Source organism: Acinetobacter sp. 2JN-4 (genome assembly GCF_003687745.1).
GTDB classification, from domain to species: domain Bacteria; phylum Pseudomonadota; class Gammaproteobacteria; order Pseudomonadales; family Moraxellaceae; genus Acinetobacter; species Acinetobacter halotolerans.
On sequence record NZ_RDNY01000009.1, the window covers coordinates 41887 to 57259 of the forward strand.

18 protein-coding genes and 2 tRNA genes are annotated in these 15373 nt (G+C 40.0%); 5 read left to right on the forward strand and 15 right to left on the reverse strand.

The window, feature by feature from the left end; genetic code table 11:
- Positions 1-9: 9 nt before the first annotated feature.
- Entirely contained in the window at positions 10-612 is a 603-nt protein-coding gene (locus EAH57_RS12675) for an SPOR domain-containing protein (RefSeq protein ID WP_121930365.1), read from the forward strand.
- A 56-nt stretch (positions 613-668) separates the two neighbouring features.
- Here EAH57_RS12675 and EAH57_RS12680 read toward each other — a convergent pair whose 3' ends face one another.
- The 8 genes from EAH57_RS12680 to guaA all read right to left on the reverse strand — a co-directional run bounded on the left by EAH57_RS12680 (position 669) and on the right by guaA (position 8605).
- The gene (locus EAH57_RS12680) at positions 669-1322 is read right to left on the reverse strand and encodes a glutathione S-transferase family protein (RefSeq protein WP_121930366.1); all 654 of its coding nucleotides are present in this window, start codon (positions 1320-1322) and stop codon (positions 669-671) included.
- A 100-nt stretch (positions 1323-1422) separates the two neighbouring features.
- Positions 1423-1821, reverse strand: coding sequence for an OsmC family protein (locus EAH57_RS12685; RefSeq protein ID WP_121930367.1), 399 nt, complete (start codon positions 1819-1821; stop codon positions 1423-1425).
- Positions 1818-2765 carry a pirin family protein gene (locus tag EAH57_RS12690; RefSeq protein WP_121930368.1) on the reverse strand — a complete coding sequence of 316 codons (948 nt, stop codon included), beginning with the start codon at positions 2763-2765 and terminating at the stop codon, positions 1818-1820. Before EAH57_RS12690 ends, EAH57_RS12685 begins: the two co-directional genes overlap by 4 nt.
- A gap of 155 nt (positions 2766-2920) precedes the next feature.
- Positions 2921-3412, reverse strand: coding sequence for a flavin reductase (locus EAH57_RS12695; RefSeq protein WP_121930369.1), 492 nt, complete (start codon positions 3410-3412; stop codon positions 2921-2923).
- A gap of 161 nt (positions 3413-3573) precedes the next feature.
- Positions 3574-4602 (reverse strand): methionine synthase, encoded by a 1029-nt coding sequence (locus tag EAH57_RS12700; RefSeq protein ID WP_004668092.1) that lies wholly within the window; start codon positions 4600-4602, stop codon positions 3574-3576.
- A gap of 27 nt (positions 4603-4629) precedes the next feature.
- A complete protein-coding gene (locus tag EAH57_RS12705) occupies positions 4630-5631 on the reverse strand; it encodes a DUF1852 domain-containing protein (RefSeq protein ID WP_121930370.1) in 1002 nt (333 codons plus the stop codon).
- A 276-nt stretch (positions 5632-5907) separates the two neighbouring features.
- Positions 5908-6825, reverse strand: a complete 918-nt coding sequence (locus tag EAH57_RS12710) for a restriction endonuclease (protein WP_121930371.1) — start codon at positions 6823-6825, stop codon at positions 5908-5910.
- A gap of 211 nt (positions 6826-7036) precedes the next feature.
- Positions 7037-8605 carry a glutamine-hydrolyzing GMP synthase gene (guaA, locus tag EAH57_RS12715; protein WP_121930372.1) on the reverse strand — a complete coding sequence of 523 codons (1569 nt, stop codon included), beginning with the start codon at positions 8603-8605 and terminating at the stop codon, positions 7037-7039.
- A gap of 458 nt (positions 8606-9063) precedes the next feature.
- On the opposite strand from guaA, the gene EAH57_RS12720 reads away from it, so the two are divergent.
- A complete protein-coding gene (locus EAH57_RS12720; RefSeq protein WP_171407468.1) occupies positions 9064-10290 on the forward strand; it encodes a DUF445 family protein in 1227 nt (408 codons plus the stop codon).
- A gap of 52 nt (positions 10291-10342) precedes the next feature.
- On the opposite strand, the gene EAH57_RS12725 is transcribed toward EAH57_RS12720, so the two are convergent.
- Both EAH57_RS12725 and EAH57_RS12730 read right to left on the reverse strand, forming a co-directional pair.
- Complete coding sequence (locus tag EAH57_RS12725) at positions 10343-10711, reverse strand: NirD/YgiW/YdeI family stress tolerance protein (RefSeq protein ID WP_121930374.1); 369 nt, start codon at positions 10709-10711, stop codon at positions 10343-10345.
- A gap of 131 nt (positions 10712-10842) precedes the next feature.
- The gene (locus EAH57_RS12730; RefSeq protein WP_121930375.1) at positions 10843-11265 is read right to left on the reverse strand and encodes a DoxX family protein; all 423 of its coding nucleotides are present in this window, start codon (positions 11263-11265) and stop codon (positions 10843-10845) included.
- Between the two features lie 232 nt (positions 11266-11497).
- Between EAH57_RS12730 and EAH57_RS12735 the strand changes: the two genes are divergently transcribed.
- On the forward strand, positions 11498-12133 hold the full coding sequence (locus tag EAH57_RS12735; RefSeq protein WP_121930376.1) for a DedA family protein: 636 nt from the start codon (positions 11498-11500) through the stop codon (positions 12131-12133).
- 22 nt (positions 12134-12155) lie between these two features.
- On the opposite strand, the gene EAH57_RS12740 is transcribed toward EAH57_RS12735, so the two are convergent.
- From EAH57_RS12740 to EAH57_RS12760, 5 genes are all read right to left on the reverse strand, one after another.
- Complete coding sequence (locus EAH57_RS12740; protein WP_121930377.1) at positions 12156-12746, reverse strand: LysE family transporter; 591 nt, start codon at positions 12744-12746, stop codon at positions 12156-12158.
- Positions 12747-12953: 207 nt separating this feature from the next.
- Positions 12954-13343 carry a hypothetical protein gene (locus EAH57_RS12745; RefSeq protein ID WP_121930378.1) on the reverse strand — a complete coding sequence of 130 codons (390 nt, stop codon included), beginning with the start codon at positions 13341-13343 and terminating at the stop codon, positions 12954-12956.
- A gap of 9 nt (positions 13344-13352) precedes the next feature.
- On the reverse strand, positions 13353-14195 hold the full coding sequence (locus EAH57_RS12750) for a ParA family protein (RefSeq protein ID WP_121930379.1): 843 nt from the start codon (positions 14193-14195) through the stop codon (positions 13353-13355).
- Between the two features lie 82 nt (positions 14196-14277).
- Positions 14278-14670, reverse strand: a complete 393-nt coding sequence (locus tag EAH57_RS12755; protein ID WP_121930380.1) for a SirB2 family protein — start codon at positions 14668-14670, stop codon at positions 14278-14280.
- Positions 14671-14679: 9 nt separating this feature from the next.
- Positions 14680-14988 carry a BolA family protein gene (locus EAH57_RS12760; protein ID WP_121930381.1) on the reverse strand — a complete coding sequence of 103 codons (309 nt, stop codon included), beginning with the start codon at positions 14986-14988 and terminating at the stop codon, positions 14680-14682.
- Positions 14989-15177: 189 nt separating this feature from the next.
- On the opposite strand from EAH57_RS12760, the gene EAH57_RS12765 reads away from it, so the two are divergent.
- Both EAH57_RS12765 and EAH57_RS12770 read left to right on the forward strand, forming a co-directional pair.
- Positions 15178-15250 (forward strand) — tRNA-Gly (locus EAH57_RS12765).
- 41 nt (positions 15251-15291) lie between these two features.
- Positions 15292-15367: transfer RNA gene (locus tag EAH57_RS12770), tRNA-Gly, on the forward strand.
- Positions 15368-15373 lie beyond the last annotated feature (6 nt).

Consider the following 15373-nt stretch of genomic DNA (forward strand, 5'->3'; position numbering starts at 1 on the left):
GAATTTCAGGTGTTTGGAAAAACGCAACGTGGTGTATCTGAACGACCAAATAAGCCCAAAAAACCGCTTATTCCAAAATGGCTAGGCATGTTTGTCGCCATTCTAGCGATCCTATGCGCTATCGTCATGCTGATGCTATGGCAACCATGGCAACCTGTTCCTACAAAAACTCAGGTGCCTTCTGAGCACTATCAAGAAGAAAACACCAATAAAGATTATCGTTTCTATGACTTGTTGCCACAACAACAAGTGACTCCGATTCCACAACAAGCTGTGCCCGAAACCAAACAACAAGGCAATATTGTGATTATTGAATCACCTAGAGTCGAAACAACAGAAGATTCAGCAAGCCTCACCCCAAGTGAGGAAACGCCGCCTGCACCGACCACGTATATTTTACAAGTGCGTAGCTATCCAGATCCTGATAGTGCAGATGCGCGTCGTGCAGAAATTATTTTGAATGGATTGTCTGCTGATGTCGTGAAAACTGTTGAAAATGGACAAACTTGGTATCGTGTTTTTTCTGGACCTTATGATAGTCAAGAAGCCGCTTTAGCAGCACAACAAACTTTACAACATAGTGGCATTGATTCCATCGTCATTAAACGCTAATCCGCTCAAAAACGAAAAAGGAACGATCACCGTTCCTTTTTTTGTTTTCTAATGGTTTATACACATTCAGAATCTAAACTCTTTTGCTCTGCACGTTGAAATGCCGAACGCTGCTGAACACGTTGGACAAAGGCTTGGATATGCGGATATTTACCATGTAAACGGTTTTGAATTGCAATAAGCGGGAATGCCATCTGAATATCAGCAAAAGAAAAATCTCCTGCAAAATAATCATGCTCTGCCAAATAGCTCTCTAGATAAAGAATATGCTCTTTGACACGCGGACGTACAAAACTTGCCTTAACCCCATCCGTAATCTTTTGAGCAATCGGGCGAATCACCCACGGCACATGTTTACTGACACTGTTCATCACCAAAGTCATGACTAACAACGGCATTAAAGAGCCTTCTGCATAATGCATCCAATAGGAATATTGCATCTGAGCACTGGCCTGCTGTGGTTTGAATTGTTGTTGCTCATCATACTTTTGTTGCAGATAATCCAAAATCACAGCTGATTCAACAATCACCTGCCCATCATCCACTAAAATCGGCGCTTTACCTAATGGGTGAATCTGTTTTAGGCTTTCTGGCGCTGAATAACTGGATGACCTTTGATAATACTCAACTTGGCAATCCACACCCAGCTCTTCTAGTGCCCACAGTATCCGAAATGAACGCGAGCATTGTAGGTAATGTAAGGTAATCATTTTTTGTGCCTGCTTTTTTGCTGTGTGATTGCCGTTTTTTGATCCCTCTAACAATCACACTTAGAATTATGTTTTGCCCAAGCACAATAGCACTTTAGTCTTAAAGAATCACGGTCTCTATGTCTAAACTGCGTAACAAAGTTTTAGTCACTGGGGTTTTACTACACACGTTTAGAAGTTTTTCTTTTAAGTCTTGTGAAATAGGTTGCGTAAAGATTACACGGCGCTCTATTTTTTCCTGTTGTTCGCGATTGCTATGAAAATCGACCTCAACTTGAAAATCACCCAACTCCATTTCCTTATGTTTAGCATACATCCGCAAGGTAATCATGGTACATGATGCCAAACTCGCAGTGAGAAAATCATAAGGTGCGGGACCAGTGTCATGTCCGCCAGCAGCTTCAGGCTTATCAGTAATAAATTGATGCGTACCACTCGTCACTTCACCTTTCCACGGTGCTGTCAAAGTCTGTACTTTTGCACTCGCAATCACACTCATTTCGACGCCCTCATTTGATCAGGTAATACTGGTGCTTCTAAGCGCTTGCCTTGATAGTCAGTAATTTCGCCAAAGCGCGCATCGTGATTAATCCAATCTTGGCGTGCTTGTTTTAAATCATCCATGGTACGTGCTACAAAATTCCACCACAGTAAAATAGGTGATTCAAATGGTTCACCGCCAATCAATAACACACGATGACCTTTTGTCAGCTCCACTGATATTTCAGTTAAACCTTTTTCCAAGACCACCATATTGTCTATGTTTAGCTCATGGCCATTGACGCAAGCCGTTCCCTCAAGTGCCATAAAGGCATATTCAAATTCAGGATTAAGAGGAATACGTGTTTTCGTATCGGCTTGGGCGGTGAGATCTACACCCACCAAAGGGGTATGCACTTGTACAGGTGATAACGTTTCTAAAAAGTCACCCACCAGAACGGTAAATTCAACCTGATCTTTGGTGACCACAGGTAATTCTGGATAATGTTCAAAGTTCGGTTCCATCTCGCGCTTATCATCTGGCAATGCAATCCAGAGCTGCGCCGCATGCATTTTAGTTTCAGTATCAGGGGCAACTTCGGTATGCGAAATCCCACGCCCTGCCGTCATTAAATTGACCTGCTTTGGACGAATCAACTGTTTTGAACCAAGGCTATCAGTATGCATCATGGTACCTTCAATCATCCATGTAAAGGTCTGCAAACCAATATGTGGATGTGGTCCTACATCTAAACCATCACCTGCCGGAAACGTTACAGGCCCTGCATGATCAAGGAAACACCACGCTCCCACTAAGCGTTTCTGTCGACTTGGCAAAGCTCGTTTAATCACGGTGCCCTTACCAATTTCAGCCGAACGAATTGTAAAATCTTGAATAAATTGATTGATATAAGTTTCGCAGTCTTTTGAATCAGAAATATCGTAATCGTTGTTATTGCTCATGATATCGCTCTCTTTTTTACCTATGCTATTGCAATGAGTTGTTTTATTGATCTTAACAATACAAACATCAATCAATATAGTCTTTTAGTAAAACGCAGAGTGTCATGAATGAGATAATCTATTTTTATAGCGAATAAGAACATACAAAAATTGTTTTAAGCGATTTCCGTTTGCCCCACTTGATGATAAGCGCGATTGAAATAAACCAAACTTTGATCGTGCTGACTTTGTTGAATTGCAACAATAGGACAAATAAAAATAGTATGTGTTCCAACCTGTTGAATTTGATCAATCTCACAATCAAAACTCACCAAAGCATCATTTAAAACTGGTGCACCAGTTTCCAATTCTGTCCAAACCCCATGTTTAAAACGCTCTTCTGGACTCAACTTAGACGAAAATACTTTAGAAACATGCTCATGATGTGCACCTAAAACATTCACAGTTAGAATTTTGTTTTCTACAAAATGCACATGTGAACTAGAGGCTTGATTCATACAGACCAACAATGTCGGCGGCGTATCTGTAACACTACACACAGCAGATGCAGTAAATCCATAGCGACCAGATAAGCCTGCCGTAGTAACGACACTAATTGCACTGGTTAACAAAGACATTGCATTTCTAAAGTCTGTTGCTTCAATCATCACATTTTTCCTAAATTGCACCTTAGTTTTGAGATTTAGTGATACCAAGCTATTCCGTCACGCAAGCACTTCATCTTTATGGAGTGGGATGAAGCAGTTTGATCATGAAAAAATCCAATCAAACTGCTTCATCCCTTTACAGATCACGATTTTGGTGAGTATTAAGCAGAAAGTTCTCTACGGATGATTTCCGCACCAGCACTTAAAGCATTGAGTTTGCCTCTTGCGACTTCACGCGCTAAAGGTGCCATACCGCAGTTGGTCGATGGGTAGAGCTTGTCAGCATCAACAAACTGAAGCGCTTTGCGTAAGGTATCGGCAACTTGTTCAGGTGTTTCAACTTGATTCGTTGCTACATCGATCGCACCCACCATCACTTTCTTGCCTCGAATCAATTCAATCAGATCCATTGGCACACGTGAGTTTTGGCATTCTAATGAAACGATATCGATCTTGGATTTTTGCAACTTAGGAAATGCTTCTTCATATTGACGCCATTCTGAACCTAAAGTCTTTTTCCAATCGGTATTGGCCTTGATGCCATAGCCATAGCAAATATGCACGGCAGTTTCACATTTAAGACCTTCGAGTGCTCTTTCTAAGGTGGCAACACCCCAATCATTCACTTCATCAAAGAAAACATTAAATGCTGGTTCATCAAACTGAATGATATCTACACCTGCGGCTTCTAACTCTCTTGCTTCTTGATTAAGAATTTTGGCAAATTCCCAAGCCAGTTTTTCACGACTTTTATAATGCCCATCATAAAGCGTATCAATCATGGTCATCGGACCAGGCAACGCCCATTTGATCGGTTGCTTAGTCTGTTGACGTAAAAATTTGGCATCTTCAACAAAAACAGGTTTTTGACGACTCACTGCACCTACAACTGACGGTACACTCGCATCATAACGATCACGGATTCGAACGGTTTCACGTTTTTCAAAATCTACACCGTCAAGGTGTTCAATAAAAGTGGTGACAAAATGCTGACGGGTTTGTTCACCATCGCTAACGATGTCAATGCCTGCATGCTGCTGTTCTTGCAATGACAAACGTAACGCATCTTGTTTGCCATGAATCAGTTCTTCATCTTGCAACTTCCAAGGTGACCAAAGCTTTTCTGGTTCTGCAAGCCAAGATGGTTTTGGTAAGCTGCCAGCTGTTGAAGTCGGTAATAATATTTTCATCGTCAATCATCTTCTCAATATGAATCGTTAAACAGCAGCACAGTTTTGATCAGCGTAGTTCTTCGCCCACTGCTCAAGAATATTCTGATAGGGTTTGATGAACTGCTCTTCAACGAATTTGCCTTGTTCAATCGCCAATCGGCTACGCTCTTCTCGGTCATACACAATGCGAGTAAGTGAATAATCTTGGTTCTTCAAACTCGGTTGATAAGACGTTCCTGCCGCAGCGTTAGCATTGTAAATCTCAGGACGATAAATCTTTTGGAAGCTTTCCATCGTACTGATCGTACTGATCAACTCAAGATTGGTGTAATCACTTAACAAATCACCTGAGAAATAGAAAGCCAAAGGCGCAACACTATTTGGTGGCATAAAGTAGCGAACCTTTAAGCCCATTTTTTGGAAATATTCATCGGTTAACGAATATTCATCTTGCAGGTATTCGACACCCAAAACTGGATGTTGATTATCACTACGTTGATAGACTTTACTGCTTGAAACACTGAGGCAGATCACAGGCTGTTTTTTGAAGTTTGCTTTGTAAGTATCAGAGTTAATAAAGCTCTTAAACAAGTTGCCATGTAGATCACCAAAGTTTTCTGGTGTTTTAAATTCAGACTGATTTTTATTATGATCAAGCAATAACACACTAAAATCATAATCACGTACGTAAGAAGAAAAATTATTCCCGACAATGCCTTCAATGCGCTGATTGGTTTTTTTATCAACAATATTGGTTTTCAATATTTCAATCAAAGGCAGTGCATTTGTATTGCTTTCAGCATCAATTTTCATTTCGACGGAAATAATTTCAAGTTCGACAGAATAGCGATCGCTATTTGGGTTATCCCAATGTGCCAAAGTATTGAAACGATTGTCGATCATTTTTAAGGTATTGCGTAAATTCTCTTGACGACTTTCGCCTCTAGCCAAATTCGCAAAGTTGGTGGTAATGCGAGTATTGTCTGAAGGGCGATAGTCTTCATCGAAACGAATACTCTTTATCGTAAATTTAAATTCTTTACTCATTGATCTGACACCCTAATTTCCGTGATAAATCTAATTTCTTTATGATGTGATTTATACCCGATTCACAACATGAATAAAAATGATTTAGTTTCATAGAAAAGTGAGTGAAATTCATCTTCTTAGATTTATTATTTATTAACAATAGGTTATGTAAATATAGAGCTGCTTAGATTTGTGATCAAGGGTGTAATTAAAGGGGTTTCATGTTTGAAGCGATGGGGCTGATCTTTTTTGTTATGTAAATCTAAGAATAATAAAAAGACGCTTTTGGCGTCTTTAAAAGTTATCTTCATCAAACCGATCTTGGTCTATTTTATAAATATGAAAACTTCGTTCTATTTGTACACCTAACCCAAACTCGATCATCAATGAGGTTAATTTGTCACCATCAATTAAAACAATTCCTGATTTCTTAGCTGATTCAACTGCTTCCTTACTAAAATTTGATGTGGTAATGAATACACCTTTCTTAGCAACCTGATCTGTCAAAGCGCCTTTAAATTGTTGAATATCAGGTCGACCGACTGTATTTCCCCAACGCTTCGCCTGAATATAGATTTTATCTAATCCCAAACGATCTTCACTGATGATTCCATCAATACCACCATCACTTGTTTTACCTATTGCTTGTGCCGCATCTTGATGTGAACCGCCATAACCCATAGCAACAAGCAAATCTACGACTAATCGTTCAAAAAATGAAGGATGCTTTGCTTTTACAAGATTCAGCAAATCATCTTTCAAACTGGATAATAAAATTTCATTTATTCTTTGAAGTGACTCTTCGGGCGTTTCTAAATCAGATTTTCCTAACATAGAGGTGATTTGTTTATCGCCTTTAATATTTGGCGGCATTTTAAAATTACGAAAGCTTTCATATTGCATTAAAAAATCATTATCTATTTTATTTAATAACTCTAAATTTAACTTCTTAGCTTCCTCAGATAATTCACACAGTCCCCAATCTGGTTGAAAAATTAATCCTGCCTTAACTAAATATGTTTTCGCCCAGCCAACACGATCATAAAAAACCGTTCTTTTACCACTAGGAATCATCTTACTTAATTCTTCTGCCGTTAAATTTGACTGTTCAGCCAATAATTTTCCAGCATGACTAATTTGAATCGGTTGACTTTGTTTTTTTAAAACCTTTAATAACGGTAGCATCAATTCTTGATGGTTAGGTAAAGCCATACTTTTTCTCTTATAAATTTAATCTTTATAAATTATAAATCAGAAAAAGAGCACCTAAGCGCTCTTTTTTAAAGGTAATTTTATCTCGATGCGAAAATAGCTCTTAGCATAAAACTGACATGAAGCGTTGCTTCATGAACCACCGTACTGCCGCAGGCGTAGCCTTTAGCGTAAATTTGGCTAAAAGCTATCGCTTTTAGAAAGCCCAAATTTACTCCCATTCAATCGTAGCTGGTGGCTTAGATGACACGTCGTACACAACACGTGAAACATCTTTGATTTCATTCATGATACGGGTTGAGATTTTATCAACTAACTCGTATGGCAAGTGAGCAAAACGCGCAGTCATAAAGTCAACAGTCTCAACCGCACGAAGTGCGATCACCCATGCATAACGACGACCATCACCAACTACACCGACTGATTTTACAGGTTGGAATACCGCGAATGCTTGAGCTGTTTTGTCATACCAACCGCTTGCACGAAGCTCTTGCATAAAGATGTCATCTGCAAGACGAAGAATATCTGCATATTCTTTTTTCACTTCACCCAAGATACGCACGCCCAAACCTGGACCTGGGAATGGATGACGATAAATCATGCTGTGTGGCAAGCCAATGGTGGTTCCCAATTTACGTACTTCATCTTTGAACAAGTCACGTAATGGCTCAACCAATTCAAACTCTAAATCATCAGGTAAACCACCCACATTGTGGTGAGATTTGATGACGTGTGCTTTACCTTGTTTGCTTGCTGCAGATTCAATGACGTCTGGGTAAATCGTACCTTGCGCCAAGAATTTCACGCCATCCAATTTACGCGCTTCTTCAGCGAAGACGGCAATAAATTCACGACCAATGATTTTACGTTTTTTCTCAGGATCGACTTCACCAGCCAAAGCAGATAAGAAACGCTGTTCTGCATCCGCACGAATGACTCGAATCCCCATGTTCTCTGCGAACATTTGCATCACTTGATCGCCTTCGTTTAAACGAAGCAGACCATTGTCTACAAATACGCAAGTTAACTGATCGCCAATCGCTTTGTGCAACAATGCAGCCACAACAGATGAATCGACACCACCAGATAAACCTAACAGAACTTTTTCATTACCAATTTGTTGACGTAATTGCTCGATACGCAAATCAATGATGTGTTCAGGTGTCCACAAACCACGGCAACCACAAATCTTATGCACAAAGTTTGAAAGTAACTCAGCACCTTTTGCTGTATGCGTCACTTCAGGATGGAACTGCACACCATAGAAACGACGTGTTTCATCACTCACTGCGGCAAATGGACAGCTCGGCGTACTCGCCGTAACTTGGAAACCTTCAGGAATCGCACCGACTTTATCGCCATGGCTCATCCAAACATGCAGTTGGTTTTCACGATCTTGCAAATGACCAATTAACTGATCACGCACCACAATATCAACTTCAGCATAGCCAAACTCATGAACTGTACCGGCTTCTACTTTTCCGCCCAGTTGTTCAGACATGGTTTGTAAACCATAGCAAATACCCAAAACTGGCACACCCAGCTCAAATACAACTTGAGGTGCACGTGGACTACCTTCTTGATGTACGCTTTCAGGGCCACCTGATAAAATAATCCCGTTTGGATTGAATGCACGAATGTCTTCTTCAGACATATCGAAGGCATACATTTCAGAGTAGACACCTGCTTCACGCACACGTCGTGCAATCAGCTGGCTATATTGAGAGCCGAAATCCAAGATAAGGATACGATCTTCAGTAATTTGAGTATTGGTCGTCATAGCTAAACATAAAAAGCAAATGAAATAAGCGCCCTATTCTAACATTTTTCATGCTTTGGCGCACCGCAATTCATCACCTATCTTATTTTTTAGCGCTACTCATCAACTGTCCCTGATATTTAATTAAAATTTTGCTGCACAATATCTAAAAAGAGAGCTAAATCAACATTTCTTGCCAATTCTGATCAACACAAAGCAAAAATTGGTGCTAATATGGTGAAGCGAAAATTTGCATTACCATGGAAAGGTATTCAATCGACGCCATCGTTTCCTTATTTTTTGCGATTTCGATGTCCTTGAAAAAGGAAAACTAACAAAAGGGGACTCAAAGCCTAATACATACATGTATGGGTGAATCACCAACATCTTTCCTCAAATATTTAACTATTTATCTATGGCTTGCCCTATCACGAGCAACAATTAGGACTTGAAGGACCAATAAAATAATGTTTCAAGAAATGATTGCGGATTTTCAACAGAATTTCTGGTTATATATTTCCATCCCGTTTATTAGTGGCTTTATTGGTTATATAACCAAAGTCATTGCGGTTCAAATGATGTTCGGGCCACTTGAATTTAAAGGGCTCAGATTATTTGGTTTACCGCTTGGATGGCAAGGTATCGTTCCACGCAAAGCTGAAAAAATGGCAACCACAGCCGTAGAGCTGATGACCTCTAAACTGATTCAACCAGAAGAAATTTTTGCTCGCCTCGACCCAAAGCGTATCGCCCAAGAAATTGAAAAACCATTAATGGCGGCCGCAGAAGACATTACCCGTGAAGTAGCTCAACAGTATCAACCTGGCTTATGGGAAGGAATGCCAGAGTTTGCTCGTCAGAGATTGATTAAGCGAATTCAAGCCAAAGCGCCTGAAATTGTTGAACATATCATGGGCGAAGTACAAAAAGATGTTTCTAAGTACTTTGATATTAAGCATATGGTGGTCAACAACCTGCTTAAAGATAAACGCCTACTCAACGAAATCTTTAAAAAAGTCGGCAAACAAGAATTTAAATTCTTTAGTAATGTCGGCTTTATTTTTGGTTTTGGGATCGGTGTGATTCAGATGGTGTGTTGGGTGGTGACCCAAGGTCAGTATCCATGGATGCTCCCATTATTTGGTGGTTTTGTCGGCTTTTTCAGTGACTGGATCGCTTTACAAATGATGTTTAGACCGCTTCACCCTAAAAAGGTTATGGGTTTTACATTCCAAGGTCTTTTCATTAAGCGCCAAGATGAAGTCGCAGCCGATTACGCCGCTTTAATTTCAAAACAGTTGCTAACGTCTCGCAACATGATGGAAGAGCTTTTTTCTGGCACACACTCAGATAAAGTCATTGACCTCGTCAGTCGACATGTCAAACAAGAAATTGACTTACAAGCCGGCGTGGTTCGTCCGCTCGTGGTTTATGCGATTGGCGGTGAGAAGTATCAAAATATCAAAACAGAAGTGACTGAACGTATTTTGCAACAATTACCAGAAACGATGCGTTATGTAGAATCTTATGCTGAAGATGCGATGGATGTCCGCAATACGCTGGTCAAACGCATGCAACGACTCAGTCCTGAAGAGTTTGAAGGTATGCTACGCCCTGCATTTAAAGAAGATGAATGGTCATTGATCATCGTGGGTGCGGTACTTGGTTTTATGGTCGGTGAGATGCAAATTCTCTTTATGCTCTAAATTTTTCCTAATCAAAAAAGGAAGCGCTTGCTTCCTTTTTTTTATTTTTTAATTAATGGTGGTATTTCTCAATGCTAATCACTTCAATATCAGTTGGTTTATAACGATGCGTATCTACTTCACCCACGAGCCGTACATGGTCACCGACCTTTAATCCGGCTTGACGCCAAATATCATCATCAATTTCCACTCCAATCGTACCACTAGCATCATTGAACTCATAGTGATCACTTTTGAGATGCTTGGTAATTTGACCCGTTAAAGTAACGCCAGTTTCATCCGCCATTTTAGCTGCTTGACTCACCGTCACAATATTTTTTGCAGCCTCCTGTATCAGTATCTGATCATCTTTACCCGCCCAAGCGCTTGAAGATAATCCAAATGCAATCAAAAGTCCGCAACTTATCATCAATCTTTTCATTCTGATCTCGCTTTGCTTAAAACATTATAATCTAAGCAGATTTTCAGGCTTAAGTTTGTAATCATCGGTAAAATTTATGGGTAAAAAAATAACCCTCACTTGTTCAAGTGAGGGTTATTCTGCATCGATGATTATTTTTCAATGGCATGATCAATACTAAAACGGCCAGCGCCATGCAGCATCAGATAAAATAAACCACCCGACATTGCTAAATTTTTCATAAAGTTAATTTGTTGTGCTTGATCATCGGCAGCATGAAAAAGAAATGCGGTCAGAATACTAAAGATCGCTAAGCCAAAAGCAGCAAAACGTGCTTGGAAACCAAATAACAGTGCTAAACCACCACCAAATTCAACCAAAATAGTCAGCGGTAACAATGCAGCTGGGACGCCCATAGCTTCCATATAACCTGCTGTAGCACCATAGGCGGTAAGTTTACCCCACCCTGCAATGATAAATATATAAGCCATCAAGATACGAGCAATCAGCGCCACGGTATTTTCTACACCAGACTGCGTCACGATATTTTTTACAACAACATTAGGATTTAACATAGTTTATTCCACGTAATTTTTTTAAGATGAAGCTAGTTTATGTATCTTTTATTTTGCAATAAACACTATATTTGTTCACGCATCGTTCTACATTTGAAACAAAGAAAGTTTTTTGTTTTTGCATAACCTCGTCTGTGACTCAAGTAAAGTTACCAATTAATTTGCTTTTTATACTGACATTACACACATGCACTGTTAGGATTTAGCTCAAATTTATAGTGTTAACATTTTCATGGAACTCATTGATTTTATTCTGCACGTTGACGAACACCTTTTAGAATTTATCACCAATTACGGCGTATGGATATATGCCATTTTGTTTCTCATTATTTTTGTTGAAACTGGCTTCGTGGTCATGCCATTTCTACCAGGTGATAGTTTACTTTTTGCAGCTGGTGCACTTGCCGCTTCAACAGGTGTGATGGATCCATGGATATTAGGTATTTTACTGTTTATTGCGGCTGTATTAGGCGATACCGTTAATTATCATATTGGTCACTATATCGGTCCGCGTGTATTCGAATCTAACTCCCGCCTCATCAATAAACAGCATTTACTTAAAACGCAGAAGTTTTTTGAACGTCATGGTGGAAAAACCATTATTTTTGCTCGATTTGTTCCTTTCGCACGCACCTTTGCACCCTTTGTCGCGGGCGCAGGTAGCATGAACTATAAATATTTCCTTACCTATAATGTGATTGGTGCGTTCTGCTGGATTACATCGTTTATTACTTTAGGTTATCTCTTTGGAAACATGCCAATTGTGAAAGATAATTTCACCTATTTGATTTTCGGCATCATTATTATCAGTGTCTTACCAGGCATTATCGGCTTTATTCGCCAAAGAATGAATCGACAAAAAGCTTAATCAGGATGCCTTGTTTCTTGATTTAAAAGAAACGGAATACCATTGGAAGCATACAGATTAGCAACAACATGGCCGATCCTTTATATAAATGGTCGGCTTTAATTCCCGCTAAACTACCCGCCAACAAAGCACGCCCAAATACCATCCAGAAAATAGAAACTGGGATCAATACCAGCGTAAAAATCGTAAATACTAATGCCGCATTTTGGACTGAATTCCATGTCTCAAGTGGGAAAATCCCTGCTGCTAACAGCACCGTTTTTGGGTTTTTTAAAGTCGAGACAAATAGCTGTGTTTTGCGTATATGTTGATGATGTTGAAAATGTTTTTGTAGATGAGAGCTTTTCCAGAGATGAAATGCCATCCACAGTACATACAGTAAACCGCCCGTATGAAGAATGACGCCAAGTGCCGGCCAAATCGGTTCGAAAAGATGGATAAACAATGCCCATAAACTCACACCATATATATAGCCTAACCATTCTATAGGGATAAAAGCGAGTGTTTTAGGTACACCTTGTTGGTGTGTTGCACTGGCAAGCATAGCATTAGTTGGACCGGGAATAAGTAACACCGCCAACATTGCCAAAACAAAAAACCAACTCTCTATCATATATATACCGAAGACTGTTCGTGGTCGCCACCTTAAACGAATTTAGGGGGAATAGACAAGTTTTAAGCGATCACGTCAATAGACAAGATTAGGAAAACAGTAGAGTAAAATTAATTAAGGTTTTGATTTTTATATTTTTTTCTTGAAACATTTTGCTAATATTTAGTTTTCATTGCCGTAGCGAACTACGGCAATAATCGCTAAAAACTAAGATTTCGGTCGTGGTTTCACAATAATTGGACAGCCTTTAAACTGTGCTGCTTGCACAATGGCATCTTGCTGACCCAAAACTTTCGCAAGTTCTGTATTTTTGGTATTCATCGACTGGCCCATATTTACAGAAACTGATGGACCAAAGCCCCAACCGCCTTTACCCCAGCCGCCGCCAAGTCCCACGCCAACCCCGACACCTGTACGTTTCGGCGTTTGTACACCATTATCAATATAATGCTGAATACGGTTGTATTCCGCTTGCAGTTGTTGACAGTTTAAAGCTTGGTATTGTGTTGGCGAGACATAAGCGGGTTTAACCGTTGATGCACAAGCACCCAATAGCATCGTCGCTGCCAAAACAGGCATCCAATATAAGCGTTTCATAACGTTCTCTTATTGCTTTGATTCAATCTCATTGAACAAAGTGACATAAGCAAGCGTCAACTTATGTTCAGATGCCAAATGAATCAAGGGTAGATTCTTTTGATGTGATTCTTTCATCAATACAGATGGGGGCAGCATGCTTGCTAACACAGGTAAACCTTCATCTTTTAACTGTTGAACCACTTCACGCGGTAATTTTGCTTGAGCTTGGAATTGATTGACCACGATTCCTTCAATCTCCAAGCGATCATTATGATCATCTTGGGTTTCGAGCACATTTTCAATCAAAGTTTGTAACGCACGTTTTGAAAATACATCACAATCAAATGGAATCAACACACGTTGTGCTGAAATCAGCGCGGATAATGTAAAGAAATTAAATGCAGGAGGCGTATCAATATAAATACGGTCATAACGTGAACTTAGTACCTGAATCGAATCACGTAACTTATAAATTTTATGCTTACTTTCCAAAGCATGTTCAAGCGCACCTAAACTTGGACTGGCAGGAATCACATCCAAGTTTTCAAATGATGTGCGATGAACATAACTGTCCAAACCTTTGCTGCGCGGTGCTTTAAGAATTGAGCCGATGGCATTGCCAATCAAACCCTTTTGTTGTGTTGCCGCTAAAATGTCGTCAAAGAAATTTTCAATGTTTGGCTCTAATGCGGCTTTGTCCGCAGAATATGTCGCATCTTCGCCTAAAAGGTATTGGCTTGAATTTGCTTGTGGATCTAGATCAATCACCAAGGTTCTGAAACCTTGTTTAGCGCTAATCGCGGCTAAATTTACAGTGATACTTGATTTCCCCACACCACCTTTTTGGTTAAATACCACACGAGTTAACATGATTTCCCTCTACACGATTTTTTTGCAAATTGCACACAGTTTAACCTAGTGCCCCAACAATTACTAAAACAATGTCAGACAATTACCCAAAAACGGGCTTCATCATCACCAAACCAAGAATCCCCACCAATGCAATTGCACCGATCAAAACACCGATGCGACGCTGCACCAATAAAATGCTGCTATCCTCTCGATACGTTTTAAGCATAGACGACCAAAGTACAAAAAACAGAATCACTTTGGCATAGAACCAAGGCTGTACTTCAAAGTTATTCATCACCAGTAATATTGCGCCAGTGATAATAATCAGCGTCAGCGACAAATGTTGTAAACCCACAAATCCTTTGCGTACTTTAGGGCTAGGTTGTTGCTGCTGCGTCCCCACAAATAACGTTGCGGCACGTGCGACAAAGACCAAAATCAACAGACTGACTGCTGACATATGAATAATCTTGGTGATTAAATGTGCATCCATAATCTATCCTTAAGGTTTTGGTGCATGTGCACATTCAGGGCTTACTGGTGCTTGACCTTGCCATTCACTTGGCACATAGGCGTGAATGGCTAAAGCATGAATCTGTCCCGGACTCATCAGCTCAGCGGCAACCGCATAAATTTTTTGATGGCGTTGTACCAAACGTAAGCCTTGGAACGCATCACTGACCACGATCACTTTAAAATGTGATTCTTTCCCAGGAAAATAACCGCCATGCCCTGCCGACTCATTGATCACTTCAAGATGGCTCGGAGCGAGGGTTTGTAAACGTTCAATCAACTGTTGTTCTAATTTCATCAGTCACTCTGTAGGTTCAGATTGAGGTAGTCCACTAGTATACATGAGCGTACCTTGAGTAAAACGCTTATACAAAATTTCGCTTTTTTGCTTTTTAAAACCTAGAAGTGCTTTTATTTTATGCAATTAATCAATTTCTTTGCATAAAATTATTGACCCTATTTTTGCATAATGTATTATACACGGCATGCGGGAATAGCTCAGTTGGTAGAGCATAACCTTGCCAAGGTTGGGGTCGGGAGTTCGAGTCTCCTTTCCCGCTCAAATTTTTTAGTGTAAGTTTTAGAAAAAACTGCTCAATAAGCGGGAATAGCTCAGTTGGTAGAGCATAACCTTGCCAAGGTTGGGGTCGGGAGTTCGAGTCTCCTTTCCCGCTCCAGATTCA